Raw genomic sequence first — 26,631 nt, 5'->3', positions numbered from 1 at the left:
TATCGTGTGAGATATACGGAAGTAATAGTGAATAGATGAAAATTATTGTTCCGGGTTTCTTATGCGCCAGCTCAATCGACTCAACCAGTATCACCGCCTCTGGCAGCCTTCTCAGGGCGCAACGCAACAGGTCACCATCAGCGAGCTGGCCGCCCGCTGTTTTTGTAGCGAGCGGCATGTCCGAACCCTGCTGCGCCAGGCCCAGGAGGCGGGCTGGCTCAGCTGGCGATCGCAGTCTGGCCGCGGTAAGCGCGGTGAGCTAACGTTCCATGTCGCCCCGGAGTCACTGCGCAATGCGATGATGGAAGAGGCGCTGAAAAGCGGGCAGCAGCATAACGCGCTGGAACTGGCGCAGCTTGCCCCTGAAGCGCTGCGGTCATTACTGCATCCTTTTTTGGGCGGGCAGTGGCAAAACGACACGCCGACGCTGCGCATCCCCTACTATCGCTCGCTGGAACCGCTTCAGCCGGGTTTTTTACCGGGCCGGGCGGAGCAGCATCTGGCGGGAGAGGTGTTCTCAGGCCTGACGCGTTTTAACGGTAACAGCAGTGAACCTACGGGCGATCTGGCGCATCACTGGGATGTCTCTGCTGACGGCCTGCGCTGGCATTTCTACATTCGCTCCACCCTGCACTGGCATAACGGCGATAAAATAGAAACGGCGCAACTCCAGCGAAGTCTCACAGCGCTGTTGACGCTTCCCGCCCTGCGCACTCTGTTTCAGAGCGTCTTATGTATTGAAACAACGCATCCACAGTGTCTGACGTTTACGCTGCATCAACCGGACTACTGGCTGCCGCACAGGCTGGCAACCTACTGTAGCCGTCTGGCGCATCCCGACCATCCTGTGGTTGGCAGTGGCCCGTTTCGGCTGGCCGCCTTTGAGCCCGACCTGGTTCGTCTGGAAAGCCATGAGCAGTATCACCTGAGCCATCCGCTGCTCAAAGCCATCGAATACTGGATCACTCCCCAGCTTTTTGATTACAGCCTGGGCACCAGCTGTCGTCACCCGGTGCAAATCGCGATTGGCGAGGCCGACGAGCTGGAAAGTCTGCGGCTGGTAAGCAGCAGCACCAGCCTGGGGTTCTGTTACCTCACGCTAAAACAAAGCGCGCGCCTGAGTGAGATTCAGGCAAAGCGGCTTATCAATATCATTCATCTCTCAAGGCTTCTCCACACACTTCCGCTAAACGAAGGGCTCATCACGCCCACTCAGGAACTGCTTCCCGGCTGGACCATCCCCGAATGGCCTGATTTATCGGACGTCACCCTCCCTGAAGCGTTGACGCTGGTTTACCATCTCCCTGTTGAGCTTCACACCATGGCCAGCCAGTTGAAGGCATACCTGGCGCTACAGGGGTGTGAACTGACCGTCATCTTTCACGACGCCAAGACGTGGGACGGATGCCTGGAGCTTGCCGATGCAGACATCATGATGGGGGACAGGCTGATTGGCGAAGCGCCGGAATATACGCTTGAACAGTGGCTGCGCTGCGATGCCCTCTGGCCGCACGTTCTTAGCGCACCGGCTTACGCCCATCTGCAAGCCACGCTGGATGCGGTACAGACTCAGGCCGAGGCTCGGGATAGACACGCGGGACTGCAAGCCATCTTTAACCGGTTAATGGAGAGTGCGGTGCTGACGCCACTCTTTAATTATCAATACCAAATCAGTGCTCCGCCTGGCGTGAATGGTATACGCCTCAACACCCGCGGCTGGTTTGACTTTACCGAAGCCTGGTTGCCCGCGCCCAAATCGTGAAGAAGCTGGTCGCCGTCGTGGTCAGACGGTAACATAACGTTTTTACCGTAACAGTCGAGATGATTTATGAAACGTGCCGTCGTCGTGTTCAGCGGAGGACAAGACTCTACTACCTGCCTGGTCCAGGCCCTTCATCAGTACGATGAAGTTCACTGTGTCACTTTCGATTATGGTCAGCGTCATCGCGCTGAAATCGACGTTGCCCTTGAACTAGCCCTGAAACTGGGCGCACGCGCGCACAAGGTGCTGGACGTTACGCTGTTAAATGAACTGGCCGTGAGCAGCCTCACCCGCGACAGTATTCCTGTGCCAGACTATGAACCCGATGCCAGCGGCATTCCAAATACCTTCGTGCCGGGCCGTAATATCCTGTTCCTGACTCTGACGGCGATCTACGCCTACCAGGTAAAAGCCGAAGCGGTGATCACGGGCGTGTGCGAGACCGACTTCTCCGGCTACCCGGACTGTCGTGATGAGTTCGTAAAAGCGTTAAACCACGCCGTCAATCTGGGGATGGCGAAAGAGACGCGCTTTGAAACTCCGCTCATGTGGCTGGATAAAGCCGAAACCTGGGCGCTGGCGGACTACTGGGGCAAGCTGGACCTTGTTCGCAACGAAACGCTCACCTGCTATAACGGCATCAAAGGCGACGGTTGCGGCCAGTGTGCGGCCTGTAATCTGCGCGCTAACGGGCTGAACCACTATCTTGCCGATAAATCCGGCGTGATGGCCGCGATGCAGAAAAAGACCGGTCTTAAATAGGGCTACTTGACCGTGCTGTCGAACAGTTTCACACCGGCAGCACGGGTGACTTTCATCAGCGTTGTCAGCGTTGGGTTGCCGTTGTCTGATAGGGTTCGGTATAGCTGCTGACGGGACAGACCTGCTTTGGCAGAAATTTCTCCAATACCGCCTCGCGCTTCAATGACCTGACGGAGTGAAATGAGATAGGCAGGGATTCCCTGATCTTCATAGATCTCTTCCAGGGCTGTTTGTAGATAACGCTGAGCGTAGGAAGGATTCTCTCGCAGCATTTTCACTACAGCATCATGGTGGCTAACGGAGCTCGAATATTTTCGTTCAGTGGCGCTCATAGGAATGTCCTTTTGTTTGATGATCTTTCCAGTAATCTATTGCCAGTTTGATATCCGCTTTTCGGCTCTTTTTGTCACCACCGATCAGTAACAATAAAACCTGCCGATTCTCTACTGAAAAATAGATTCTGTAGCCGGGGCCACTGTCGACTCGCATCTCCCAAACACCTTCCCTGAGATACCTGTAATCGCCAAAATTACGTTTTATCGCGCGGTTAATCCGCATAAGGATCCGGAAAACCATATCCGGATCCCTTCGATTCATTCTGGCTACCCACTCCTCAAACGGTACTTTCCCGTCACGGGTCCGGTAGCGTTCAACGACATAGTCCCTGTCCATTATTCTATCCCTGAAAAATCCTTTTGTCTTTTATAAAAGACAACCTTTCTAAGCGATCATCAACTCCAGCTTCTCCCGCAACTCCCCTTCCAGCGGTAGCGCTTTCTGCGTTTTCAGATCGATACAGACGAACGTGATCAACGCATCTGCGACCACCTGCCCTTCTGGATCGAGCGTCACCACCTGGCTTAATACGCCACTTTTGCCATTGATCTGTTGCACCTGGCTGGTTACCGTGAGCACGTCACCCAGCACGGCCGGACGGCGGTAGTTGATGTTGATATTGACAACCACAAACGCGATGTTGTGCGCGGTCAGCCACTGAAAGCTTTCGCTGTTTTCCAGCCCGTCCCAGCGCGCTTCTTCAAGAAACTCAAGATAGCGAGCATTGTTCACATGCTGATAAACGTCGAGATGAAAACCGCGTACTTTGATTTTTGTCTGCATAGCGCAATAGCCTTTACTGTTATTGTAGGAAGAGAGGTCATAACTGGTATGACCTCTTTATCCTGGCAAAATTTTGCCGCAGTGCAAGAAATTGCGTAATTACAGCGTCAGGTGTGAGAGGTTGCGCTCAACCAGCGCGCTGCCCATGCCCGGCACCTGCTTGAGATCGTCGACCGTTTTGAAAGGACCATACTCTTCGCGGTAGCTGACGATGGCCTGCGCTTTTTTCAGGCCCACGCCGTTCAACGCACGGGCGAGATCTTCCGCTGAGGCCGAATTGATACTGACCCGCGTACCTTCATCATCCGCATTTTTACCGGCATCTGTCGCTTTGGTTTGCCCCTGCACCGGCGCTGCCGCATCGGACTTGCTCTGCGTAGCCTGTGCTTTGGCAGCAGGCGTCGCCGCCAGCGCGCCCGCGCTCATCCCGGTGGTGGCAATAGCCAGCGTAATTAACAGTGCTTTGATTCCACATTTCATGCTGTTATCTCCTTGTTTGTTGACAGCCAGGTCACAATAGCCGCCAGTTAAAACCGGCACAAACAGCAGATTGCAGAAATGGAAAAGGCCGCGAAAGCGGCCTTTAGTTTTTGCAGAGCGTTACGAAAATCTGCGAGCAGACACGTAATTACTGCTGCTGAGTCATTACATCACCCAGCTTGATTTTGGCTTCTTTACGCAGGTTGCTCATCATGGCTTCGAAGGCAATCTGAGCATTGTTCTGGGTAATCCCCTGAACCATCGCTTTCTTCTGCGCTTCTGGCAGGGTACCGGCTTTCACTTCATCCAGCGCCAGCAGAACGACGTTACCCTGCGTATCGGTGGTGGTACCAAAGCTTGGCTTGTCCTTCGCAGGCAGAGTCAGACCAAACGCGGCCTGGCTGATTGGGTCCTGGCCGGTACGGCTCAGCGTTTTCGCTTCACCGAAGCTCAGGCCAGCCGCTTTCAGCGCGTCTTCTTTACCCGCTTTCAGATCGGACAGAATCTTCTCAGCATCCAGTTTCGCCTGCTGTTCCGCTTTGTTGTGCTTAACCTGAGCGACGACCTGATCCTTCACTTCCGCCAGCGGTTTGACCGCTTCTGGCTTGTGCTCGCTGACGCGCAACACAAACGCACGATCGCCGTCGACGGTAATGATGTCAGAGTTACTGCCCGGCGTGCCGTTTTCGCCCACCAGGCCACCGTTGAAGATGGCATCGGAAACCGGTTTGAAGTTCAGCTCTTCCGGAAGGTTGTCACGACCAAACCAGCCCGTCTCAACCGCCTTCACGCCCGCCGCCTGCTCTGCACCTGCCAGAGATTCGTTGTCGTTGCTGGCAGCATCGCTTACCTTCTGCTGCAGCGCGTAGTAGGCATCCAGCGCTTTTTCCTGTTTCACTTTCGCCGCGATATCATCACGAACCTCAGCCAGCGGCTTGGTTTTCGCCGCGGTGATGTCGTCCAGACGCACGACCAGGAAACCAACGGAAGACTTAATGACGCCAGAAAGCTGGCCTTTCTCTTTCAGACCGGCATTTTTCAGCTCGTCAGGGGTGGTCGCATCTTCCAGCCAGCCCATATCGCCGCCGTTTTTCGCAGAGATAATGTCGGTGGATTTCGCTTTCGCAACGGTCGCGAAATCAGCGCCTTTATTCAGCTCATCCAGCGCCGCTTTCGCATCAGCCTCGGTTTTCGTCTGAATTACGCTGTAGCGGTTACGCTGCGGCTGAGTGAACTGATCCTGATGCTGATCGTAGTAAGACTGGATTTCAGCATCAGACGCGGTTTCCTGCAGCGCGGCCGCATCCAGCTTGATGTAGCTCACGCGGAACTGCTCTGGAGAAACAAAGGAATTCTTGTTCTGCTCGTAGTAAGCGTTGACGTCAGCGTCGCTCACCTGCTGTTTCGCCGCCAGGGCGTTCACATCAATGGTCGCTTCGCGTACAACACGCTGCTGCGCCACCAGCGCGGCCAGTTCATCCGTTTCACCTTTGAGCATGAAATCGGTGCCCACGACGGCATTGATGAGCTGCTGGGTGGTCAGCTGGTTACGCAGCGCCTGAGCGTACTGGTCGGCCGTCATTCCCATTTGATTGACGATGCTGTTGTAACGCGCATTGTCGAATTTACCGTTAGACTGGAAGGCTTGCGTGGAGAAGATGGCTTTTTTCACCTGCTCATCGCTGATGCCAAGGCCCAGTTTTTTGGCATACTGATCAAGCAGCGCTTCGTCGATAAGACGGTTCAGTGTCTGTTGGCGCAGGGTCTTCATGTACCCTTCGTTCGCCGCCAGTTCAGAGAATTGGTCGCCCAGCTGTTGCTGCATACGGTTACGTTCACCGGCAAAAGCATTCTCGAACTGACCACGGCTGATTTCCTGGCCATTCACTTTTGCGGCATAGTTTGCGCCACCGCCAATAAGGTAACTGCTCACGCCGGTCAATATGAACGACACGATAATGATACCGAAAATAATCTTGAGCACGAGACTGTTAGCAGCCGTGCGTAAGCTGTCCATCATGGTGTAACAACACTCCGCTGTAGGTGACTGGTTACCTGACGCTGACGGAAAATCCTGCCCGTCGCGCGTGAAGGCGTATTGTGACAAGAAAACGGGGCGATTGTCAGCCCACAACTCGCATAAACTCGCACAAATCAGGTCTGGACAAACAAAAAAGGCACATCAAATGATGCGCCCTTGTACTTTCCGGCTTCCCTGAAACGGGAAAGCAATCAGTTTACTGCGTCTTTCAGCGCTTTACCTGCACGGAAACCCGGCACTTTAGCAGCAGCAATGGTGATCTCTTTACCGGTCTGAGGGTTGCGGCCAGTACGGGCAGCACGCTCTTTAACAGCAAAAGTACCGAAACCTACCAGTGCAACGTCGTCCCCAGCCTGCAGAGATTCAGTAACAGAAGCAATTAAGGCATCTAACGCACGTCCAGCTGCAGCTTTAGAAATATCAGCACCCGCAGCAATTTTGTCAATCAGTTGAGATTTATTCACTGTTCTCTTCCTCTCTTTATAATTTATATCGCGCCTGAATCCTTCACAACGCGACCGCGCAGCAGTTATATCAGGCCTGCCATGACCTTACAACACCCGTTGTTGATGACGGACCTAATCAGCAATCTAAATTAGCTATACAAAAAAAGGCTGGCAAGTGCGAAATGACTTACCAGCCTTGTTTTTATTGACGCTCTTTGCGCGAGGTCACTATTTTGCTGTTACAACCTGCATTCCGGAGGGTTCATTCTGCAGTGCGAGACTGAGAACTTCCTCAATTCGCTTCACAGGATGGATCTGCAGGTCGGCAATCACATTGTCCGGAATCTCTTCCAGATCGCGTTTGTTTTCGTAAGGGATCAATACGGTTTTGATCCCACCGCGGTGTGCCGCCAGCAGTTTTTCTTTTAAACCACCAATCGGCAGAACCTGACCACGCAGCGTAATTTCACCGGTCATTGCCACATCGGCACGCACCGGGTTACCTGTCAGGCAGGAAACCAGAGCGGTACACATCGCAATACCCGCGCTTGGGCCATCTTTCGGCGTCGCCCCTTCCGGAACGTGCACGTGGATGTCGCGTTTTTCGTAGAAATCAGGGTTGATACCCAGTTTCTCCGCGCGCGCGCGCACCACGGTCAGCGCTGCCTGGATGGATTCCTGCATCACTTCACCCAGAGAGCCGGTGTAGGTCAGCTTGCCTTTACCCGGGACACAGGCGGTTTCGATGGTCAGCAGATCGCCGCCCACTTCCGTCCATGCGAGGCCGGTCACCTGACCAACGCGGTTTTCGTTGTCCGCGCGACCGTAGTCGAAGCGCTGAACGCCGAGATAGGCATGCAGATTGTCGCCGTTAATCACAATGTGCTTAAGGCTCTTATCCAGCAGCAGCTGTTTCACCGCTTTACGACACAGTTTAGAGATTTCACGCTCAAGGCTACGCACGCCCGCTTCACGGGTGTAATAGCGAATGATGCCGATAATCGCGCTGTCCTCGACGGTCAGCTCGTTGGCTTTCAGCGCGTTACGCTCAATCTGTTTAGGCAGCAGGTGCTGCTTAGCGATGTTCAGCTTCTCATCTTCGGTATAACCGGAGAGACGGATCACTTCCATACGGTCCAGCAGCGGGGCCGGAATGTTCATGGAGTTGGAGGTCGCCACGAACATCACATCGCTCAGGTCGTAGTCCACTTCCAGGTAGTGATCGCTGAACGCTACGTTCTGTTCTGGATCAAGCACTTCCAGCAGTGCAGACGCAGGGTCGCCACGCATGTCCGACGACATCTTGTCGATCTCATCGAGCAGGAACAGCGGGTTTTTAACCCCCACTTTCGCCATCTTCTGGATCAGTTTACCCGGCATAGAACCAATGTAGGTACGGCGGTGACCACGGATTTCCGCTTCATCACGTACGCCACCCAGCGCCATACGGATATACTTACGTCCGGTCGCTTTGGCGATGGACTGACCCAGAGAGGTTTTACCCACCCCCGGCGGTCCAACCAGGCACAGAATCGGGCCCTTGATTTTGTTTACACGGCTTTGTACCGCGAGGTACTCAAGAATGCGGTCTTTCACGCGTTCCAGGCCATAGTGGTCGGTATCCAGGATTTCCTGCGCCTGACGAAGGTCTTTTTTGACCTTGCTGCGGGCGTTCCACGGAACCTGCACCATCCACTCAATGTAGCCGCGTACAACGGTCGCTTCAGCCGACATTGGAGACATCATTTTCAGCTTCTGCAGTTCTGCTTCGGCCTTCTCTTTCGCCTCTTTCGGCATCTTCGCCGCGTCGATCTTACGCTTCAGCGCTTCGTTTTCATCCGGCGCGTCGTCCATCTCGCCCAGTTCTTTCTGAATGGCCTTCATTTGCTCGTTCAGATAGTACTCACGCTGAGATTTCTCCATCTGCTTTTTGACGCGGTTGCGAATGCGCTTCTCAACCTGCAGCAGATCGATTTCAGACTCCATCATCGCCATCAGGTATTCCAGACGTTCGTTAACGTCGGACATTTCCAGCACGGACTGCTTGTCAGCCAGCTTCAGCGGCATATGTGCAGCGATGGTGTCCGCCAGACGCGCAGGATCGTCGATGCTGTTCAGCGACGTCAGCACTTCTGGTGGAATTTTCTTGTTCAGCTTGATATAGCCTTCAAACTGGCTAATCGCGGTGCGAACCAGCACTTCCTGTTCACGCTCATCAAGCTCAGGCGAATCAAGGTACTCTGCCTTTGCAGAGAAGTGCTCGCCGTCATCTGACAGAGTGGTAATACGCGCACGCTGCAGGCCTTCTACCAGCACCTTCACGGTGCCGTCAGGCAGCTTCAGCATCTGCAAAATAGAGGCCACGGTCCCGACGGTGAAAAGATCGTTTACACCCGGCTCATCCGTTGATGCTTCTTTCTGCGCCACCAGCATGATTTTTTTATCATGATCCATGGCGGCTTCGAGGCAACGGATAGATTTTTCCCGCCCTACAAATAAGGGTATGACCATGTGCGGATAAACCACCACATCGCGCAACGGCAATACGGGGATTTCAATGCGTTCAGAACGCTCAGGATTCATAGAGCTCTCTCTTAGTTAGTGTCCGCCAGGTAAGCTGGTCATGTCACTGTGCTTCACATAACCATTAACATGTATCCAGTATATGGGGATGTTTCCCACACATTCAACGCTATGAATACGGAAAAAGTAAAGGGGAGATAAAATCCCCCCTTTTTGATTAACTGCTTGTATGATTTGGTTAATTATTCGCCAGATGCCTGCTGCGCTTCCGGTTTGCCGTAAATCAGCAGCGGCTTGGTTTGACCGCTAATGACGGACTCGTCAATCACCACTTTCTCAACGTCTTCCATCGACGGAAGATCGTACATGGTGTCGAGCAGTGCCGCTTCAACAATTGAACGCAGACCACGGGCACCGGTTTTACGGATCATCGCTTTCTTGGCAATAGCATCCAGCGCTTCGTCGCGGAATTCCAGATCAACGCCTTCCAGATTGAACAGCGCCTGATACTGCTTGGTCAGCGCATTTTTCGGCTCTTTCAGGATCTGGATCAGCGCGTCTTCGCTCAGCTCATTCAGCGTTGCCACAACCGGCAGACGGCCGATGAATTCAGGGATCAGACCGAATTTGATCAAATCTTCCGGTTCAACCTGAGACAGCAGTTCGCCTTCGTTTGGTTTTTCGGACGTCGATTTCACCGTTGCGCCAAAACCAATGCCGGAGCCGGTTTCAACACGGTGGGAGATGACTTTGTCCAGACCAGCAAACGCGCCACCACAGATGAACAGGATCTTGGAGGTATCAACCTGCAGGAACTCCTGCTGCGGATGTTTACGACCACCCTGTGGCGGAACGGCAGCAACCGTACCTTCAATCAGCTTCAGCAGTGCCTGCTGTACGCCTTCACCCGATACGTCACGGGTAATGGACGGGTTGTCAGATTTACGGGAGATCTTGTCGATCTCATCGATGTAAACAATCCCGCGCTGGGCTTTCTGTACGTCGTAATCGCACTTCTGCAGCAGTTTCTGAATGATGTTTTCGACGTCCTCACCCACATAACCGGCCTCGGTCAGGGTGGTGGCATCCGCCATCGTGAACGGAACATCAAGCAGACGCGCCAGGGTTTCAGCCAGCAGCGTTTTACCGGAACCGGTTGGGCCGATCAGCAGAATGTTACTTTTACCCAGTTCTACGCCATTGCTGGTGTCGCCGTTACGCAGACGTTTGTAGTGGTTATAGACCGCTACCGCCAGCACTTTCTTGGCCTGCTCCTGTCCGATGACGTAGTCGTCAAGGTGATGACGAATTTCATGCGGCGTTGGCAGCGCGCTGCGCTCACGGTGCGGTGCGACTTCTTTAATCTCTTCGCGAATGATGTCGTTACATAAATCGACACATTCGTCGCAGATATACACGGACGGCCCGGCAATCAGTTTACGCACTTCATGCTGGCTTTTGCCGCAAAAAGAGCAGTACAGCAGTTTGCCCGAACCATCTTTGCGTTTATCTGTCATGAGTCCAAACCTCTTTTTAAGTTCTTTGTGCCGCACATGACGACGCAAATGCCATTCTAAGACGCAAGCTGCAATCAGCAGCGTGCCGCCCTACCTTAGTATAGCGGCACACTCGCGTCGCGGGCATCAATTACGATGGGTCAACACGGAGTCGACTAAGCCGTACTCAACTGCCTCTGGAGCAGAGAGGAAGCGATCGCGCTCGGTATCGCGCTCGATCTGCTCGAGTGGTTGACCCGTATGCTGCGCCATAAGTTCATTCATGCGCGCTTTTACTTTCAGAATTTCACGGGCGTGGATTTCGATATCCGTCGCCTGCCCCTGGTAACCGCCCAGCGGCTGGTGAATCATCACGCGGGAATTTGGCAAGCAGAAACGCTTACCTTTCGCCCCTGCTGTTAACAGGAACGCGCCCATTGATGCAGCCTGACCCATACAGATAGTGCTTACATCAGGCTTGATGAATTGCATGGTGTCATAAATCGACATTCCAGCTGTAATCACGCCACCCGGGGAGTTAATGTACAGGTAAATGTCTTTTTCCGGGTTTTCCGCTTCCAGAAATAGCATCTGCGCCACGATCAGGTTAGCCATGTGGTCTTCCACCTGGCCGGTCAGAAAGATAACGCGTTCCTTGAGCAGACGGGAATAGATATCAAAAGAACGCTCACCACGTGAGGTCTGTTCAATAACCATTGGCACCAGAGCCATATGGGGTGCAAAGTTATCTCGTTCGCCACTGTATGACATTTCCGTCTCCTGGATCAAAATTGAAAACACCTGCTGTACTGATTGTAACCTTACGGACGGATTATCAGCCAGTCTCATTCATCATGATTACGTACTTATGGGGTTCACAGTGCCCTATTTCAAGCATAACAACCTTTTGTTGTTACGCTAACACCGAAAGGGCGTTTTAGCACTCTTCCTGGGCTATCGCTGCGATAAAAAAAACCCGCTGCCGCAAGGCAACGGGTTTTCTGTTCAAACTTTAAACCGTTGGGGCGAAATTACGCCTGCTGGTTCATCAGTTCGTTGAAAGAGGTCGCTTTTTCGGTCACTTTCGCTTTCGCCAGTACCGCTTCAACAGCCTGCTCTTCCAGGGCAACGTTGCGCATGTTGTCCATCAGTTCTTTGTTCTTACCGTAGAACTCGATCACTTCTGATGGATCTTCGTATGCAGAAGCCATCTCTTCGATCAGGCCTTTCACACGCTCTTCGTCAGCTTTCAGCTCGTGGGTACGAATTACTTCGCCCAGCAGCAGGCCAACAACAACGCGGCGTTTCGCTTGCTCTTCGAACAGCTCGCGTGGCAGTTCCATCGCTTGCTGCTGGTTGCCACCGAAACGCTGTGCAGCCTGACGACGCAGAACGTCGATTTCGCTGTCGATCAGGGCAGCTGGAACGTCGATTTCGTTGGCTTTCACCAGACCTTCGATCGCCTGAGATTTCACGCGGTTACGCACCGCGCCGTTCAGTTCGCGTTCCATGTTCTTACGCACTTCGGTACGCAGACCCGCTACGGAACCATCTTCCACGCCGAAACGCTTGATGAATTCTTCAGTCAGTTCTGGCAGTTCGCGCTCTTCAACTTTCTTCAGGTTGATAGCGAACTTCGCTGCTTTCCCTTTCAGGTTTTCAGCGTGGTATTCTTCCGGGAAGGTCACGTCGATGGTGAACTCTTCGCCAGCCTTGTGGCCTTTGATACCGTCTTCGAAGCCTGGGATCATACGACCCTGGCCCATAGCCAGTACGAAGTCAGACGCTTTACCGCCTTCGAACTCTTCGCCGTCTACAGAACCGGTGAAGTCGATGGTGACACGGTCTTCAGCGTCAACAGCGCCTTCTTTCTCTTTCCAGTTAGCCTGCTGCTTGCGCAGGGTATCCAGCATGCCGTCAACGTCTTCGTCAGTCACGGAAACAACTGGTTTTTCAACTTCGATAGATTCCAGACCTTTCAGCTCAACTTCCGGGTACACTTCGAACTCAACGGAGTAGGTGAAGTCTTCGCCCAGTTTGTATTCGCCTGGAACGTAGTTAGGCGCGCCGGCCGGATTGATTTTTTCTTTGATGATCGCATCAATAAAGTTACGGCTCATCAGTTCACCCAGCACATCCTGACGCACGGAAGCGCCATAACGCTGAGCAACAACATTCATTGGTACTTTGCCCTTGCGGAAGCCGTCAATACGTACTTTTTTTGCTACGTTGACCAGCTCGCTTTTCACAGCAGTTTCGATGCTGTCAGCAGCGATAGTAATCGTTACACGGCGGCCAAGGCCTTGAGTGGTTTCAACTGAAACTTGCATCTTGTTACCTCAAAAAAATCACAGTGCTCGGTCAACTCTGAATCTGTCTGTTATACCGGGATGCTCTCTTAGTGCAGATTCACATTCCCTGTCGCCAGAATCATCCCGAAGACATTCAATAAGACGCGGCATTATAGCGGCATCACTTAGGTGAGTCGAGAACGGTTGGGGCATGTTGCTGCGGCTTTTTTCACACTTTAAGGCTATTTTTAGTCTTAAAATCGCTCCATTCGCTCAAAACTCAGACAAAACAAAACGGCCCGGAGGCCGTTTTGAGGAAATCTGTAAGCAACATACTGGAAAAGCTCCAGCCGTTGCAAATCCGATTTATCAGGCGATAGTGCCTGCACCGCGACAGGGCGGCGATGCGAAAACCGTATCCTGCAGGCCTTCCCATTCCTTAATGGTGTAGGTATGCAGTGCCAGCGCATGCACGGTCGTGGAGAGCTCTTCCGTCAAGGTGCTGTAGATCAAGCGGTGTCGATTCAGGAAACGTTCTCCCGTGAAGCGATCGCTAACCAGAACCACTTTAAAGTGGCTTTCAGAACCTGCCGGCACGTTATGACGATAGCTTTCGTCGACGACTTCGAGGAACACAGGGTTGAACGCTGCCCTTAATTTATCTTCTATATGCTCACGTATCATCATGAAATTACTCCTCCGACAACGCCAGGATGTCACCCATCCCTTTAAATGTTAGCCGCTTTTACCGTTTCCATTACACCTTGACAACAAATATTTAGCTTTCGTCTGATTTTCTCATTCAAACGAATGAAGTTCACTGTGAGACTCATACCTTTTGTCATACACGGATTGGGAAAAACGGTGAACTGGTCAGTTTTCGGACAAGGCGATGAATTTACATGCGTTGACCACTTCCCCTCGCCGTTGGCGATGTTATGATGGCGGCAATTTTTCTCTTTATATGCTTACGATTCGTTGAGAACCCGAAAATGTTAAAAAAACTCTTCTTTCCGTTGGTAGCCCTTTTTATGCTGGCAGGCTGTGCTACCCCGCCTACCACCATTGATGTCTCACCAAAAATCACCCTGCCTCAGCAGGATCCAAGCCTGATGGGCGTCACCGTGAGCATTAACGGTGCCGATCAGCGTCAGGATCAGGCGCTGGCTAAAGTGACCCGCGATAACCAGCAGGTTACTCTCACCGCCTCCCGCGACCTGCGCTTCCTGCTCCAGGAAGTGCTGGAGAAACAGATGACCGCTCGCGGCTACATGATTGGCCCAAGCGGCGCGGTTGATCTGCAGATTATCGTGAATAACCTGTACGCTGACGTGTCTCAGGGCAACGTGCGCTACAACATTGCGACCAAAGCGGATATCGCCATCATTGCCACCGCGAAGAATGGCAACAAGATGACCAAAAACTACCGCGCCAGCTACTCTGTTGAAGGTGCCTTCCAGGCTTCTAACCAGAACATTGCTAACGCCGTGAACAGCGTGCTGACCGATACCATCGCCGATATGGCGCAGGACACCAGCATTCACGACTTCATCAAGCAGAACGCGCGTTAATCCCGCTCTCTGACCCGGTGTATCACCGGGTCAGTTTTATAAGAACATGTCCAGCCATTACTTACGCATTTTCCAGCAACCGAAATCAGCGATCCTGCTGATCCTCGGCTTCGCCTCGGGTTTACCCCTCGCACTTACTTCCGGCACGCTTCAGGCGTGGATGACGGTTGAGAACATCGATCTTAAAACCATTGGTTTCTTCTCGCTTGTCGGCCAGGCCTATGTCTTTAAGTTCCTGTGGTCTCCGGTCATGGATCGCTACACGCCGCCTTTCCTCGGACGTCGACGCGGCTGGCTAGTGATGACGCAGATCCTGCTGCTGCTGGCTATTGCGGCAATGGGATTTCTTGAACCCACCACCCAGCTTCGCTGGATGGCAGCGCTTGCGGTGGTGATTGCCTTCTGTTCCGCCTCTCAGGATATCGTGTTCGACGCCTGGAAGACGGACGTGTTACCTGCTGAAGAGCGCGGTGCTGGTGCAGCAATCAGCGTGCTGGGCTATCGCCTCGGGATGCTGGTCTCCGGCGGGCTGGCGCTGTGGCTGGCCGACCGTTACCTCGGCTGGCAGGGCATGTACTGGCTGATGGCCGCCCTGCTGATCCCCTGCATCATCGCGACGCTGTTCGCGCCCGAACCGAGTGACGTCATCCCGGTTCCCCGCTCGCTGGAGCAGGCCGTCGCCGAACCGCTCCGTGACTTCTTTGGCCGCAACAACGCCTGGCTGATCCTGCTGCTCATCGTCCTTTATAAGCTGGGTGATGCCTTTGCCATGAGCCTCACCACCACCTTCCTGATCCGGGGCGTCGGTTTTGACGCCGGTGAAGTGGGTGTGGTGAATAAAACGCTGGGGCTGTTTGCGACGATTGTCGGCGCGCTTTATGGCGGCGTGCTGATGCAGCGCCTGACGCTGTTTCGCGCGCTGCTGATTTTCGGCATCCTTCAGGGCGCCTCTAACGCAGGCTACTGGCTGCTGTCTATTACCGACAAACATACGATCAGCATGGCCGCGGCGGTGTTCTTCGAAAACCTCTGCGGCGGCATGGGAACAGCAGCGTTTGTCGCCCTGCTGATGACCCTGTGCAATAAGTCGTTTTCCGCTACCCAGTTCGCTCTGCTCTCGGCGCTTTCCGCAGTTGGCCGCGTGTACGTTGGCCCGATTGCCGGCTGGTTCGTGGAAGCCCACGGCTGGCCAACATTTTATCTCTTCTCGGTCGTGGCTGCCGTGCCGGGGATTTTATTGCTGCTGGTCTGCCGTCAGACGCTGGAATATACCCAGCGGACAGAACATTTTATGCCGCGCACCGAATATCGCCGCGCCTACCGTTTTGCGCTGCGTCTGTTAATGGCGGGTTGCATTGCTCTGGCGCTCTGGCTTGTGGTGCTTATTATCAATGCCAGCACCTCTCTGGTACTCCCTTTCGAAGCCCTTCTGCTGGACGCAGGCGCCCTGCTGGCTATCGCCGGGATCCTGACCGGAGGTCTGCTTGATTTCATGGCGTTGCGTAAAACGCAGATGACCTGAAGAAAAATGCGAAAGGTTATTTCCCGTTGTAATCACTAACCGAAATTATAACGGCGAAATAGCCGCCAGGCGCAAAAAAAATATTTGTTGTTTTGTGCGGGATAGGATTTGGAAATTATTGGCTCCCATTCCAAAACGCTATTTTTCATTAAACGATTCAGCATACGAGAGTTTGATTTTTCGTTTTTCAGATGTCTTTTTATTGATAATTAATTGTTAATTTTTTGTTTATTTTCAACAATGGTTATACCAATTGCCCCTTTTAGGGTATGCTTGGGGGTCCTTTCGTTATAAAGCCCTTGCCATGCGGCTTCGGTCATAAAAACCGACATAATTTGCAACACTTGTGACACGTGCGGCAGAACCCGGTAACACCTTCCTGACACAGGCCTAATGATGTTTACAGTAATGTAACCTTCCCGTAAAATGCCCGCACACTTTAAACGCCACCAGACTCCGTGGAATTGAGGTCGTTAAATGAGACTCGGGAAATACAATAAAAGTTTGGGATGGTTGTCATTATTCGCGGGCACTGTATTACTCAGTGGCTGCGATTCTGCACTACTAGACCCCAAAGGACAGATTGGACTGGAACAACGTTCACTGATATTGACGGCTTTTGGCCTGATGTTGATTGTGGTTATTCCTGCCATTTTGATGGCTGTTGGTTTCGCCTGGAAGTATCGTGCGAGCAATAAAGATGCGAAGTATAGCCCTAACTGGTCACACTCCAATAAAGTGGAAGCTGTGGTCTGGACGGTACCTATTCTGATCATCCTGTTCCTTGCCGTACTGACCTGGAAAACCACTCACGCACTTGAGCCAAGCAAACCGCTGGTTCACGATGAGAAACCTATTACCATTGAAGTGGTCTCCATGGACTGGAAATGGTTCTTCATCTATCCAGAGCAGGGTATTGCTACCGTGAATGAAATCGCCTTCCCGGCGAACACTCCGGTTCAGTTCAAAGTGACCTCCAACTCCGTAATGAACTCCTTCTTCATCCCACGTCTGGGTAGCCAGATTTACGCGATGGCCGGTATGCAGACCAACCTGCACCTGATCGCGAATGAAGCAGGCACCTATGATGGTATCTCCGCCAGCTATAGCGGCCCGGGCTTCTCAGGTATGAAGTTCAAAGCTATTGCGACGCCAGACCGTGCCGCTTTCGACCAGTGGGTTGAAAAAGCGAAGCAGTCTCCAAACACCATGTCTGACATGGCGGCGTTCGAAAAAGTGGCTGCACCAAGCGAATACAACAAGGTGGAGTACTTCTCTAATGTGAAACCTGATTTGTTCAAAGACGTTATTGGCAAATTTATGGATCACGGCAAGAGCATGGACATGACCCAGCCTGAAGGCGAGCACAGCGCGCACGAAGGTATGGAAGGCATGGACATGAGCCACGCGGAAACCGCTCACTAAGGGGCCGAGGAAGAAAATGTTCGGAAAATTGACACTGGATGCAGTGCCCTACCATGAACCGATTATCGTGGTTACGGTGGCTGCAATTATCATTGGTGGCGCGGCCTTACTGGCCCTGATCACTTACTTCGGTAAGTGGAGCTACCTGTGGAACGAGTGGCTGACTTCGGTTGACCACAAAAAACTCGGTATCATGTACTGCATCGTCGGTATCGTCATGTTAATTCGTGGCTTTGCGGATGCGATCATGATGCGTAGCCAGCAGGCACTCGCTTCTGCGGGTGAAGCCGGCTTCCTGCCACCGCACCACTACGATCAGATCTTTACCGCCCACGGCGTTATCATGATCTTCTTCGTGGCGATGCCGCTGGTTATCGGTCTGATGAACGTTGTCGTTCCGCTGCAAATCGGCGCGCGCGACGTGGCGTTCCCGTTCCTGAACAACCTGAGCTTCTGGTTCACGGTTGTCGGCGTTATCCTGGTTAACCTGTCACTGGGTGTGGGCGAATTCGCGCAGACCGGCTGGCTGGCTTACCCGCCGCTGTCAGGAATTGAGTACAGTCCGGGCGTTGGCGTCGACTACTGGATTTGGGCGCTTCAGCTCTCCGGTGTCGGTACTACCCTGACCGGTATCAACTTCTTCGTGACCATTATCAAGATGCGTGCCCCTGGCATGACCATGTTCAAGATGCCGGTATTTACCTGGGCATCTCTGTGCGCCAACATCCTGATTATTGCCTCCTTCCCAATTCTGACCGTCACCATCGCGCTGCTGACCCTGGACCGCTACCTGGGCACCCATTTCTTCACGAATGATATGGGTGGCAACATGATGATGTACATCAACCTGATTTGGGCCTGGGGTCACCCGGAAGTGTACATTCTGGTTCTGCCTGTGTTCGGTGTGTTCTCCGAAATCGCGGCAACCTTCTCGCGTAAACGTCTGTTTGGTTACACCTCTCTGGTGTGGGCAACCGTGTGTATTACCGTTCTGTCGTTCATCGTTTGGCTGCACCACTTCTTCACCATGGGTGCGGGCGCGAACGTAAACGCCTTCTTCGGTATTACCACCATGATTATCGCCATCCCTACCGGGGTGAAGATCTTCAACTGGCTGTTCACCATGTACCAGGGCCGTATCGTGTTCCACTCAGCGATGCTGTGGACCATCGGCTTCATCGTGACCTTCTCCGTAGGTGGGATGACCGGCGTACTGCTGGCGGTACCAGGTGCTGACTTCGTTCTGCACAACAGCCTGTTCCTGATTGCGCACTTCCATAACGTTATCATCGGTGGCGTGGTCTTCGGCTGCTTCGCTGGCGTAACCTACTGGTGGCCAAAAGCGTTCGGCTTCACGCTGAACGAAAAATGGGGTAAACGCGCGTTCTGGTTCTGGATCATCGGCTTCTTCGTGGCATTTATGCCGCTGTACGTGCTGGGCTTCATGGGTATGACCCGTCGTCTGAGCCAGCAGATCGATCCGCAGTTCCACCCAATGCTGATGGTTGCAGCGGGCGGTGCGGTGCTGATTGCCTGCGGTATCGCGTCTCAGCTGATTCAGTTCTACGTGTCTATTCGCGACCGCGACCAGAACCGTGACCTGACCGGTGACCCATGGGGTGGCCGTACGCTGGAATGGGCGACCTCTTCTCCACCTCCTTTCTATAACTTTGCCATCGTGCCGCAGGTTCATGAACGCGACGCATTCTGGGAAATGAAAGAAAAAGGTGAAGCGTACAAGCAACCTGCTCATTACGAAGAAATCCACATGCCGAAAAACAGCGGTGCGGGCATTGTGATTGCCGCCTTCGCAACGGTATTTGGTTTCGCAATGATCTGGCACATCTGGTGGATGGCGATTGTTGGCTTCGCCGGCATCGTAATCAGCTGGATTGTGAAGAGCTTTGACGAGGACGTGGACTACTACGTACCAGTCCGTGAAGTTGAGAAGCTGGAAAATCAGCATTTCGACGAGATTTCTAAAGCGGGGCTGAAAAATGGCAACTGATACTCTGGCGCACTCAACTGCCCACGCGCATGAGCATGCGCACCACGATACAGGACCGACCAAAGTCTTCGGTTTCTGGATCTACCTGATGAGCGACTGCATTCTGTTCTGCTGTCTGTTCGCGACCTATGCCGTTCTGGTGAACGGCACGGCGGGCGGCCCGGCTGGCAAGGACATCTTTGAACTGCCGTTCGTTCTGGTTGAAACCGCACTGCTGTTATTCAGCTCCATCACCTACGGCATGGCGGCTATCGCCATGTACAAAAACAACAAGAGCCAGGTTGTGTCCTGGCTGGCGTTGACCTGGCTGTTTGGTGCTGGATTTATCGGGATGGAAATCTATGAATTCCATCACCTGATTCTGGAAGGTTTCGGTCCGGATCGCAGTGGCTTCCTGTCAGCGTTCTTCGCGCTGGTCGGTACCCACGGTCTGCACGTGACCTCTGGTCTGATCTGGATGGCGGTACTGATGTTCCAGGTATCCCGTCGCGGCCTGACCAGCACTAACCGTACCCGTATCATGTGCCTGAGCCTGTTCTGGCACTTCCTGGACGTGGTGTGGATCTGTGTGTTCTCTGTTGTATATCTGATGGGGGCGATGTAATGAGTCATTCAAACGATCATGGCGCTTCCCACGGTAGCGTAAAAACCTACATGACAGGTTTCATCCTGTCGATCATCCTGACGGTGATCCCGTTCTGGATGGTGATGAGCGGTTCTGCGTCTAAGCCGGTTATTCTGGGTGCAATCCTGGTGACCGCGGTGATTCAGATTCTGGTGCATCTGGTTTGCTTCCTGCACATGAACACCAAGTCCGATGAAGGCTGGAATATGACCGCCTTTATCTTTACCGTGATTATCATCGCTATCCTGGTAGTCGGTTCCATCTGGATTATGTGGAACCTCAACTACAACATGATGGTTCACTAAGAGCGGCGAGTATGTTTAAGCAATACCTGCAAGTAACGAAACCAGGCATCATCTTTGGCAACCTGATCTCCGTGATCGGAGGGTTCCTGCTGGCCTCTAAGGGCAGCATTGATTACACCCTCTTTATCTACACGCTGGTCGGTGTGTCACTGGTTGTTGCGTCCGGTTGTGTATTTAACAACTACATCGACATGGATATCGACAAGAAGATGGAAAGGACCAAAAATCGGGTGCTGGTGAAAGGCCTGATCGCCCCTTCCGTCTCGCTGGTGTACGCCACCTTGCTGGGTATTGCTGGCTTTATGCTGCTGTGGTTTGGTGCTAACCCGCTGGCCTGCTGGCTGGGGGTGATGGGGTTCGTGGTGTATGTGGGCGTCTACAGCCTGTATATGAAACGCCACTCCGTCTACGGCACGCTGATTGGTTCTCTCTCCGGCGCTGCGCCGCCGGTGATTGGCTACTGCGCGGTCACGAACGAGTTCGACAGCGGTGCGCTGATCCTGCTGGCTATCTTTAGCCTGTGGCAGATGCCGCACTCCTATGCCATCGCGATTTTCCGCTTTAAGGATTATCAGGCAGCGAACATCCCGGTTCTGCCGGTCGTGAAAGGCATTTCTGTTGCTAAGAACCACATCACGCTGTACATCATCGCCTTTGCCGTGGCAACGCTGATGCTCTCTCTGGGTGGTTACGCTGGGTATAAATATCTGGCTGTAGCGGCCGCGGTGAGCGTCTGGTGGCTCGGTATGGCGCTGCGCGGTTACAAAGTGGAAGATGACAAAGTCTGGGCGCGCAAACTGTTTGTGTTCTCGATTGTGGCCATCACCTCGCTGTCCGTGATGATGTCCGTGGACTTCATGGTGCCAGATTCACACAACCTGCTGACTTACGTCTGGTAAGCCAAACAGGTCAATAAAAGGGTGCTTCGGCACCCTTTTTTATTCACTGAATTTACTAATAACGCATGTAATATTTGTTAAATAACCCTTTATTTACCCCGCCCCTTCCCCGCACTACACTATGGCCTGCTTTTGAACTGAGGTGGTAATGAACGATTATAAAATGACGCCAGGCGAGCTACGCGCGACCTGGGGCTTAGGGACTGTCTTCTCGCTACGGATGCTTGGCATGTTTATGGTCCTGCCTGTTCTGACCACGTACGGTATGGCGCTGCAGGGGGCCAGCGAGGCGCTGATTGGGCTCGCGATCGGCATCTACGGCCTGGCGCAGGCGGTCTTTCAGATCCCCTTTGGCCTGCTCTCTGACCGGGTAGGTCGAAAGCCGCTGATCGTCGGCGGGCTGCTGGTCTTTGTGCTCGGAAGCGTGATTGCCGCCCTCTCCCACTCCATCTGGGGGATTATTCTCGGCCGCGCCCTGCAGGGTTCCGGCGCGATTGCCGCCGCGGTGATGGCGCTGCTGTCAGACTTAACCCGTGAGCAGAACCGTACCAAAGCAATGGCGTTCATCGGCGTGAGCTTTGGCGTGACCTTTGCGATTGCGATGGTGCTGGGCCCCATCATTACGCACACGTTGGGTCTGCACGCCCTGTTCTGGATGATTGCCGTGCTGGCGACCATCGGTATTGCCTTAACCCTGTGGGTCGTGCCGGACAGCACGAACCACGTCCTGAACCGTGAGTCGGGGATGGTAAAAGGCTGCTTCAGCAAAGTGATTGTCGAACCGCGCCTGCTGAAGCTGAACTTTGGCATTATGTGTCTGCACATCCTGCTGATGTCGACCTTTGTCGCCCTGCCCGGCCAGCTTGCCGCAGCGGGTTTCCCGGCGGCTGAGCACTGGAAAATCTATCTGGTCACGATGCTGATTTCGTTTGTCTCCGTCGTGCCGTTCATCATCTACGCCGAAGTGAAGCGCAAAATGAAGCGCGTCTTCGTGGGCTGCGTGGCGGTCCTGCTGATTGCCGAAATTGTGCTCTGGGGTGCTGGCCCGCACTTCTGGGAGCTGATTGCCGGCGTGCAGCTGTTCTTCCTGGCCTTTAACCTGATGGAAGCGCTGCTGCCGTCGCTGATCAGCAAAGAGTCCCCCGCCGGTTACAAAGGCACGGCGATGGGCATCTACTCCACCAGCCAGTTTCTCGGCGTGGCGATCGGCGGCTCGCTCGGCGGCTGGGTGGACGGCCTGTTTGATTCACAAACCGTGTTTCTCGCCGGTGCGCTATTGGCGACAGTCTGGCTGCTGGTCGCCAGCACCATGAAAGAGCCGCGCTACGTGAGCAGCCTGCGCGTGGAAATCCCGGATGATGTTGAGATTAGCGATACGCTGAAACAGCGTCTGGAAGCCAAAGAGGGTGTGACAGAGGTGCTCATCGTCCCGGAAGAGCGCAGCGCTTACGTCAAAATAGACAGTAAAATGACCAACCGCTTCGAGGTCGAGCAGGCGCTCAAAGCGTGAAAAAAAGCCCGGTTAAACCGGGCTTTTTTATATCAATCGCGGAAGTTTTTAAACTGGAACGGTTGCCCCAGATCGCCGCCGCGCACCAGCGCCATTACGGACTGGAGGTCATCGCGGGACTTACCGGTCACGCGAATTTCTTCGCCCTGGATCTGCGCCTGCACCTTCAGCTTGCTGTCTTTAATAAGCTTAACGATCTTCTTCTGCACCGCGCTCTCGATGCCCTGCTTCAGCCTGGCTTCAACAAACCAGTTTTTACCGCTGTGCACAAACTCTTCCGGCACGTCCAGAGACGTCCCTTCGATGCCGCGCTTTAACAGCTTGGCGCGCAGAATGTCGAGCAGCTGATTCACCTGGAAATCAGACTCGCTCAGCACCTTAATGGTCTTATTTGCGTCGTTCAGCTCAAACGACGCCTCAACGCCACGAAAATCGAAACGTGACTCAACTTCACGGGTTGCGTTCTCAACGCCGTTGCGAACTTCCTGGATATCAACTTCGGAAACAATATCGAAAGATGGCATCTTTTCTTCTCCCTTCACTTTTGTTGCGTTGCATAATACCCGCTACGAGGCATAACTCAACAGAAGCTTAGCTGTATAATTAAGCTGTAACACCTGGCGCAGTTGCAGGTGAGGAGGAACAATGAAAATTACGGTGCTCGGATGCGGAGCGCTTGGTCAGCTGTGGCTGACCGCGCTGTGCAAGCACGGACATGAGGTTCAGGGCTGGCTGCGCGTGCCCCAGCCCTATTGCAGTGTAAACCTGATTGGTGAAGACGGAAGCATCTTTAACGAATCCCTCACCGCGAACGATCCTGACTTCCTGGCGCAAAGCGACCTTTTACTGGTGACGCTCAAAGCGTGGCAGGTCTCAGACGCGGTAAAAACGCTGGCCGCGCAGCTCCCCCCCACTTCGCCCATGCTACTGCTGCATAACGGCATGGGGACGCTTGATGAGCTGAAAAGCGTCCCGCAGCCCCTGCTGATGGCGACAACCACGCACGCTGCACGTCGCGACGGCAACATCATCGTGCATGTTGCCAGCGGCGTAACGCATATCGGCCCGGCCAGAACACAGGATGGAGATTACAGCTATCTTGCCGATGTGCTGCAGAAGGTGCTGCCGGACGTCGCCTGGCACAACAACATCCGCCCTCAGCTGTGGCGCAAGCTGGCGGTAAACTGCGTGATCAATCCGCTGACGGCGCTGTGGAACTGCCCGAACGGAGAGCTGAAAAATCATCCGCAGGACGTTGCCATGCTGTGTGCGGAAGTCGCGGCGGTCGTTGAGCGGGAAGGCCTGCATACCTCGGCCGACGATCTACGCTGCTATGTCGAGCAGGTCATTGAGAGCACGGCAGAAAACATATCCTCGATGCTGCAGGATGTTCGGGCATTACGCCACACGGAGATCGACTACATCACCGGCTATCTGCTAAAACGCGCCCGCGCGCACGGCATCGCCGTGCCGGAAAACGCCCGTCTGTATGACCTGGTTAAACGTAAGGAGAGTGAATATGAGCGCGTCAGCCCTGATCTGCCTCGCCCCTGGTAGCGAAGAGATGGAAGCGGTCACCACCATTGATTTGATGGTGCGCGGCGGCATTAAGGTCACCACCGCCAGCGTCGCCAGCGACGGTAATCTGGAAATCACCTGTTCACGCGGGGTGAAAATCCTCGCGGATGCCCCCCTTGTTCAGGTGGCTGACGGCGATTACGACATCATCGTGCTGCCCGGCGGCTTAAAAGGCGCGGAATGTTTTCGCGACAGCCCGCTGCTGGTCGAGACCGTGCGTCAGTTTCATTTATCCGGCCGCATCGTCGCGGCAATCTGTGCCGCAGCAGGAACGGTTCTGGTTCCGCACGATATCTTCCCCATCGGCAACATGACCGGCTTCCCGGGGTTGAAGGATACGATCCCGGAAGAGCACTGGGTGGATAAACGCGTCGTCTGGGATCCGCGCGTCAACTTGCTGACCAGCCAGGGGCCAGGCACCGCGATTGATTTTGGCTTAAAGATTATTGACCTGCTGGTCGGGCGCGAGAAAGCGTACGAAGTGGCGTCGTCGTTGGTGATGCCGGCGGGGATTTATAATTACTATGAAGAGTAGTGCATAAAAAAGCCGGGTGGCGCGAGGTCAAAGCAAAACGGCAACCAAAGGTTGCCGTTTTTAATGTTTGCGCCCTCTCCCTGTGGGAGAGGGTCGGGGTGAGGGCATCAGGCCGCACACTTCCGCAAGAAACTACGGGCGATACACCTTCACATTCGCAAAGCCCTGCTCGCGCAGATACAGCGCCTGCAGGCGGCTCATCACCCCGCGCTCACACCAAAGCAGATACGTTTTGCTCTGGTCGAGATCGCCAAACTTCGTGCTCAGCTTGTAGAACGGCAGAGAAACTACCTCCACGCCTTCGACGTTCAGCGGGCTGGCGTCCTGTTCATCAATAGAACGAATATCCACAATCACATCGCTGGCACCAAAACCGCTCACGGTTTCAACTTCAACGACTTCATGCTCGGTCTGCTGGGCAATCTCGCGGATGTCGATGTTGGATGCTTCCTCCACCACTTTTTCCAGAATGCTGAAATCGAAGTTCTCTTCTTCCGCTTCGATCTTCGCCTTCACCGCCTTCACCGTTGGGCTTTTTGAGATCACGCCGCAGTATTCCGGCATGGTGCGGGCAAAATCTTCGGTGCCGATTTCGCGCGCCAGATCGATGATGTGCTCTTTATCGTGGGAGATCAGCGGGCGCAGGATCAGCGTATCAGACACGTTGTCGATCAGACGCAGGTTGGTCAGCGTCTGGCTGGACACCTGGCCCAGCGCTTCACCGGTGACCAGCGCCTGCACGCCGTAGCGCTCGGCAACTTTGGACGCCGCACGCACCATCATGCGTTTCAGCACCACGCCCATCTGGCCGTCGTCCACTTTTTCGAGGATTTCGCCGACCACAGGTTCGAAGTTGATCGCCACGAAACGCACGCGGTGGGAGCTGCCGAAGCGGTTCCACAGGTAATGCGCGACCTGACGAACGCCGATTTCGTGCGCCGCGCCGCCCAGGTTGAAGAAGCAGTAGTGCACACGGCAGCCGCGACGCATCAGCATATAGCTGGAGACGCCGGAGTCGAAGCCGCCGGAGATCAGGGACAATACGTCTTCCTGGGTGCCAATCGGGAAGCCGCCGATACCTTCATAGCGCCCTTTCACCAGCAGGAGGCGATCGTTTTCGATCTCCAGGTTCACGGTTACGTCCGGGTTGGTCAGACGAACGCGCGCCGTTTCAACGTGCTGGTTCAAACCGCCGCCGACGTAACGTTCCACTTCAATAGAGCTGAACTCGTGCTTACCGCGACGCTTCACGCGCACGCAGAAGGTTTTGCCTTCGATCTGGTCGCGGTACTGGACCAGCGCTTTCTCGAAGATGTCGTGCATATCGCTGAACGGAACATCTTCCACTTCCAGGATATGGTGGATCCCCGGAATACGGGTCAGCGCGTCGCGAATATCCTGACGTTTGTTTTCGTCTTTGGCGCGCACTTCAACGTGGTCCCAGTGGCGCACCACGGCGAGGGTTTCGTCGTAGTGCTTTAATACGTTACGAATGTTCCCGGTGAGAATTTTAATAAAGCGCAAACGCACAGATTGGCTTTTGATGGTGATTTCAGGGAACAATTTAATGATAAACTTCATGGCGGCAATGTTTCTTAGGCAAGCGTATTAAGGCTTGTAATGGAAAAGAGTACAGCAGCCCACACCCGTGGCTGCATCCAGGCGCGCAAGTATACCACCATCGCGCCGCTCCTGTGCACATTGCGCGTTATTTGATAATTGCCCTGAGTCCG

The 26,631-nt window shown here is 53.8% G+C and carries 25 protein-coding genes; 12 read left to right on the top strand and 13 right to left on the bottom strand.

Features of this window, described 5'->3' with window-relative positions; all coding sequences use genetic code 11:
• The first annotated feature begins 61 nt into the window (after positions 1 to 61).
• Together NI40_RS04710 and queC are read left to right on the top strand one after the other, a co-directional pair.
• A complete protein-coding gene (locus NI40_RS04710) occupies positions 62 to 1,762 on the top strand; it encodes an SgrR family transcriptional regulator (protein ID WP_039263942.1) in 1,701 nt (566 codons plus the stop codon).
• Between the two features lie 66 nt (positions 1,763 to 1,828).
• Positions 1,829 to 2,524, top strand: a complete 696-nt coding sequence (gene queC / locus NI40_RS04705) for a 7-cyano-7-deazaguanine synthase QueC (protein ID WP_039263940.1) — start codon at positions 1,829 to 1,831, stop codon at positions 2,522 to 2,524.
• A 2-nt stretch (positions 2,525 to 2,526) separates the two neighbouring features.
• Here the strand turns inward: queC and NI40_RS04700 are convergent, their stop codons facing one another.
• From NI40_RS04700 to bolA, 11 genes are all read right to left on the bottom strand, one after another.
• On the bottom strand, positions 2,527 to 2,856 hold the full coding sequence (locus NI40_RS04700) for an addiction module antidote protein (protein ID WP_045143098.1): 330 nt from the start codon (positions 2,854 to 2,856) through the stop codon (positions 2,527 to 2,529).
• Positions 2,843 to 3,196, bottom strand: a complete 354-nt coding sequence (locus NI40_RS04695) for a type II toxin-antitoxin system RelE/ParE family toxin (protein WP_039263938.1) — start codon at positions 3,194 to 3,196, stop codon at positions 2,843 to 2,845. The genes NI40_RS04700 and NI40_RS04695 overlap by 14 nt, the downstream gene beginning before the upstream one ends.
• A gap of 48 nt (positions 3,197 to 3,244) precedes the next feature.
• Positions 3,245 to 3,643, bottom strand: a complete 399-nt coding sequence (locus NI40_RS04690) for a YbgC/FadM family acyl-CoA thioesterase (RefSeq protein WP_024906822.1) — start codon at positions 3,641 to 3,643, stop codon at positions 3,245 to 3,247.
• 99 nt (positions 3,644 to 3,742) lie between these two features.
• Positions 3,743 to 4,123, bottom strand: a complete 381-nt coding sequence (locus NI40_RS04685) for a helix-hairpin-helix domain-containing protein (protein ID WP_039263937.1) — start codon at positions 4,121 to 4,123, stop codon at positions 3,743 to 3,745.
• A 148-nt stretch (positions 4,124 to 4,271) separates the two neighbouring features.
• The gene (ppiD, locus tag NI40_RS04680) at positions 4,272 to 6,143 is read right to left on the bottom strand and encodes a peptidylprolyl isomerase (protein WP_039263936.1); all 1,872 of its coding nucleotides are present in this window, start codon (positions 6,141 to 6,143) and stop codon (positions 4,272 to 4,274) included.
• A 212-nt stretch (positions 6,144 to 6,355) separates the two neighbouring features.
• Entirely contained in the window at positions 6,356 to 6,628 is a 273-nt protein-coding gene (hupB, locus tag NI40_RS04675; protein ID WP_002444653.1) for a nucleoid-associated protein HU-beta, read from the bottom strand.
• 210 nt (positions 6,629 to 6,838) lie between these two features.
• Positions 6,839 to 9,193, bottom strand: coding sequence for an endopeptidase La (gene lon, locus NI40_RS04670; protein ID WP_023334706.1), 2,355 nt, complete (start codon positions 9,191 to 9,193; stop codon positions 6,839 to 6,841).
• Positions 9,194 to 9,375: 182 nt separating this feature from the next.
• On the bottom strand, positions 9,376 to 10,650 hold the full coding sequence (gene clpX / locus NI40_RS04665) for an ATP-dependent protease ATP-binding subunit ClpX (RefSeq protein WP_024906819.1): 1,275 nt from the start codon (positions 10,648 to 10,650) through the stop codon (positions 9,376 to 9,378).
• A 126-nt stretch (positions 10,651 to 10,776) separates the two neighbouring features.
• Entirely contained in the window at positions 10,777 to 11,400 is a 624-nt protein-coding gene (gene clpP, locus NI40_RS04660) for an ATP-dependent Clp endopeptidase proteolytic subunit ClpP (RefSeq protein WP_010428105.1), read from the bottom strand.
• A gap of 260 nt (positions 11,401 to 11,660) precedes the next feature.
• The gene (tig, locus tag NI40_RS04655; protein WP_023310569.1) at positions 11,661 to 12,959 is read right to left on the bottom strand and encodes a trigger factor; all 1,299 of its coding nucleotides are present in this window, start codon (positions 12,957 to 12,959) and stop codon (positions 11,661 to 11,663) included.
• A gap of 330 nt (positions 12,960 to 13,289) precedes the next feature.
• Positions 13,290 to 13,607, bottom strand: coding sequence for a transcriptional regulator BolA (gene bolA, locus NI40_RS04650; protein WP_021241655.1), 318 nt, complete (start codon positions 13,605 to 13,607; stop codon positions 13,290 to 13,292).
• Between the two features lie 305 nt (positions 13,608 to 13,912).
• Here bolA and NI40_RS04645 point away from each other — a divergent pair, with 305 nt between their 5' ends.
• The 8 genes from NI40_RS04645 (at position 13,913) to NI40_RS04610 (ending at position 22,785) form a co-directional block, all read left to right on the top strand.
• Positions 13,913 to 14,491 (top strand): lipoprotein, encoded by a 579-nt coding sequence (locus NI40_RS04645; protein ID WP_023310568.1) that lies wholly within the window; start codon positions 13,913 to 13,915, stop codon positions 14,489 to 14,491.
• A gap of 46 nt (positions 14,492 to 14,537) precedes the next feature.
• Positions 14,538 to 16,013: a muropeptide MFS transporter AmpG gene (gene ampG / locus NI40_RS04640; RefSeq protein ID WP_033144772.1), complete on the top strand. Its 1,476-nt coding sequence runs from the start codon at positions 14,538 to 14,540 to the stop codon at positions 16,011 to 16,013.
• Between the two features lie 477 nt (positions 16,014 to 16,490).
• Entirely contained in the window at positions 16,491 to 17,438 is a 948-nt protein-coding gene (gene cyoA, locus NI40_RS04635; RefSeq protein ID WP_014882770.1) for a cytochrome o ubiquinol oxidase subunit II, read from the top strand.
• A 16-nt stretch (positions 17,439 to 17,454) separates the two neighbouring features.
• Complete coding sequence (gene cyoB / locus NI40_RS04630) at positions 17,455 to 19,446, top strand: cytochrome o ubiquinol oxidase subunit I (RefSeq protein ID WP_014168864.1); 1,992 nt, start codon at positions 17,455 to 17,457, stop codon at positions 19,444 to 19,446.
• Positions 19,436 to 20,050 (top strand): cytochrome o ubiquinol oxidase subunit III, encoded by a 615-nt coding sequence (locus tag NI40_RS04625; RefSeq protein ID WP_023334703.1) that lies wholly within the window; start codon positions 19,436 to 19,438, stop codon positions 20,048 to 20,050. Before cyoB ends, NI40_RS04625 begins: the two co-directional genes overlap by 11 nt.
• Positions 20,050 to 20,376 (top strand): cytochrome o ubiquinol oxidase subunit IV, encoded by a 327-nt coding sequence (locus NI40_RS04620; RefSeq protein ID WP_006176899.1) that lies wholly within the window; start codon positions 20,050 to 20,052, stop codon positions 20,374 to 20,376. The genes NI40_RS04625 and NI40_RS04620 overlap by 1 nt, the downstream gene beginning before the upstream one ends.
• Before the next feature lie 11 nt (positions 20,377 to 20,387).
• Entirely contained in the window at positions 20,388 to 21,275 is an 888-nt protein-coding gene (cyoE, locus tag NI40_RS04615; RefSeq protein ID WP_013095848.1) for a heme o synthase, read from the top strand.
• A 148-nt stretch (positions 21,276 to 21,423) separates the two neighbouring features.
• A complete protein-coding gene (locus tag NI40_RS04610) occupies positions 21,424 to 22,785 on the top strand; it encodes an MFS transporter (protein WP_039263934.1) in 1,362 nt (453 codons plus the stop codon).
• Positions 22,786 to 22,817: 32 nt separating this feature from the next.
• Here NI40_RS04610 and NI40_RS04605 read toward each other — a convergent pair whose 3' ends face one another.
• Positions 22,818 to 23,309, bottom strand: coding sequence for a YajQ family cyclic di-GMP-binding protein (locus NI40_RS04605; RefSeq protein ID WP_033144770.1), 492 nt, complete (start codon positions 23,307 to 23,309; stop codon positions 22,818 to 22,820).
• Between the two features lie 121 nt (positions 23,310 to 23,430).
• On the opposite strand from NI40_RS04605, the gene panE reads away from it, so the two are divergent.
• Positions 23,431 to 24,342 (top strand): 2-dehydropantoate 2-reductase, encoded by a 912-nt coding sequence (gene panE / locus NI40_RS04600; RefSeq protein WP_039263933.1) that lies wholly within the window; start codon positions 23,431 to 23,433, stop codon positions 24,340 to 24,342.
• Positions 24,305 to 24,898, top strand: coding sequence for a protein deglycase YajL (gene yajL, locus NI40_RS04595; protein WP_039263932.1), 594 nt, complete (start codon positions 24,305 to 24,307; stop codon positions 24,896 to 24,898). The genes panE and yajL overlap by 38 nt, the downstream gene beginning before the upstream one ends.
• 132 nt (positions 24,899 to 25,030) lie before the next feature.
• Here the strand turns inward: yajL and thiI are convergent, their stop codons facing one another.
• Positions 25,031 to 26,479: a tRNA uracil 4-sulfurtransferase ThiI gene (gene thiI, locus NI40_RS04590; protein ID WP_039263930.1), complete on the bottom strand. Its 1,449-nt coding sequence runs from the start codon at positions 26,477 to 26,479 to the stop codon at positions 25,031 to 25,033.
• Positions 26,480 to 26,631 lie beyond the last annotated feature (152 nt).

Origin of the sequence: Enterobacter sp. E20 (assembly GCF_000801755.2) — a bacterium.
In the GTDB taxonomy this organism is placed as follows: domain Bacteria; phylum Pseudomonadota; class Gammaproteobacteria; order Enterobacterales; family Enterobacteriaceae; genus Enterobacter; species Enterobacter asburiae_B.
The sequence above is the reverse complement of the archived record's forward strand: the minus strand, read 5'-3'. Positions and strand labels throughout refer to the sequence as shown.

Coding starts and splice junctions, on each gene's coding strand:
- clpX (WP_024906819.1), bottom strand. CDS start 10,650: ATGACAGATAAACGCAAAGATGGTTCGGGCAAACTGCTGTACTGCTCT.
- NI40_RS04695 (WP_039263938.1), bottom strand. CDS start 3,196: ATGGACAGGGACTATGTCGTTGAACGCTACCGGACCCGTGACGGGAAA.
- bolA (WP_021241655.1), bottom strand. CDS start 13,607: ATGATGATACGTGAGCATATAGAAGATAAATTAAGGGCAGCGTTCAAC.
- NI40_RS04620 (WP_006176899.1), top strand. CDS start 20,050: ATGAGTCATTCAAACGATCATGGCGCTTCCCACGGTAGCGTAAAAACC.
- yajL (WP_039263932.1), top strand. CDS start 24,305: ATGAGCGCGTCAGCCCTGATCTGCCTCGCCCCTGGTAGCGAAGAGATG.
- panE (WP_039263933.1), top strand. CDS start 23,431: ATGAAAATTACGGTGCTCGGATGCGGAGCGCTTGGTCAGCTGTGGCTG.
- cyoE (WP_013095848.1), top strand. CDS start 20,388: ATGTTTAAGCAATACCTGCAAGTAACGAAACCAGGCATCATCTTTGGC.
- NI40_RS04645 (WP_023310568.1), top strand. CDS start 13,913: ATGTTAAAAAAACTCTTCTTTCCGTTGGTAGCCCTTTTTATGCTGGCA.
- cyoA (WP_014882770.1), top strand. CDS start 16,491: ATGAGACTCGGGAAATACAATAAAAGTTTGGGATGGTTGTCATTATTC.
- ampG (WP_033144772.1), top strand. CDS start 14,538: ATGTCCAGCCATTACTTACGCATTTTCCAGCAACCGAAATCAGCGATC.
- NI40_RS04685 (WP_039263937.1), bottom strand. CDS start 4,123: ATGAAATGTGGAATCAAAGCACTGTTAATTACGCTGGCTATTGCCACC.
- cyoB (WP_014168864.1), top strand. CDS start 17,455: ATGTTCGGAAAATTGACACTGGATGCAGTGCCCTACCATGAACCGATT.
- NI40_RS04700 (WP_045143098.1), bottom strand. CDS start 2,856: ATGAGCGCCACTGAACGAAAATATTCGAGCTCCGTTAGCCACCATGAT.
- tig (WP_023310569.1), bottom strand. CDS start 12,959: ATGCAAGTTTCAGTTGAAACCACTCAAGGCCTTGGCCGCCGTGTAACG.
- NI40_RS04610 (WP_039263934.1), top strand. CDS start 21,424: ATGAACGATTATAAAATGACGCCAGGCGAGCTACGCGCGACCTGGGGC.
- NI40_RS04625 (WP_023334703.1), top strand. CDS start 19,436: ATGGCAACTGATACTCTGGCGCACTCAACTGCCCACGCGCATGAGCAT.
- ppiD (WP_039263936.1), bottom strand. CDS start 6,143: ATGATGGACAGCTTACGCACGGCTGCTAACAGTCTCGTGCTCAAGATT.
- NI40_RS04710 (WP_039263942.1), top strand. CDS start 62: ATGCGCCAGCTCAATCGACTCAACCAGTATCACCGCCTCTGGCAGCCT.
- clpP (WP_010428105.1), bottom strand. CDS start 11,400: ATGTCATACAGTGGCGAACGAGATAACTTTGCACCCCATATGGCTCTG.
- queC (WP_039263940.1), top strand. CDS start 1,829: ATGAAACGTGCCGTCGTCGTGTTCAGCGGAGGACAAGACTCTACTACC.
- lon (WP_023334706.1), bottom strand. CDS start 9,193: ATGAATCCTGAGCGTTCTGAACGCATTGAAATCCCCGTATTGCCGTTG.
- thiI (WP_039263930.1), bottom strand. CDS start 26,479: ATGAAGTTTATCATTAAATTGTTCCCTGAAATCACCATCAAAAGCCAA.
- NI40_RS04690 (WP_024906822.1), bottom strand. CDS start 3,643: ATGCAGACAAAAATCAAAGTACGCGGTTTTCATCTCGACGTTTATCAG.
- NI40_RS04605 (WP_033144770.1), bottom strand. CDS start 23,309: ATGCCATCTTTCGATATTGTTTCCGAAGTTGATATCCAGGAAGTTCGC.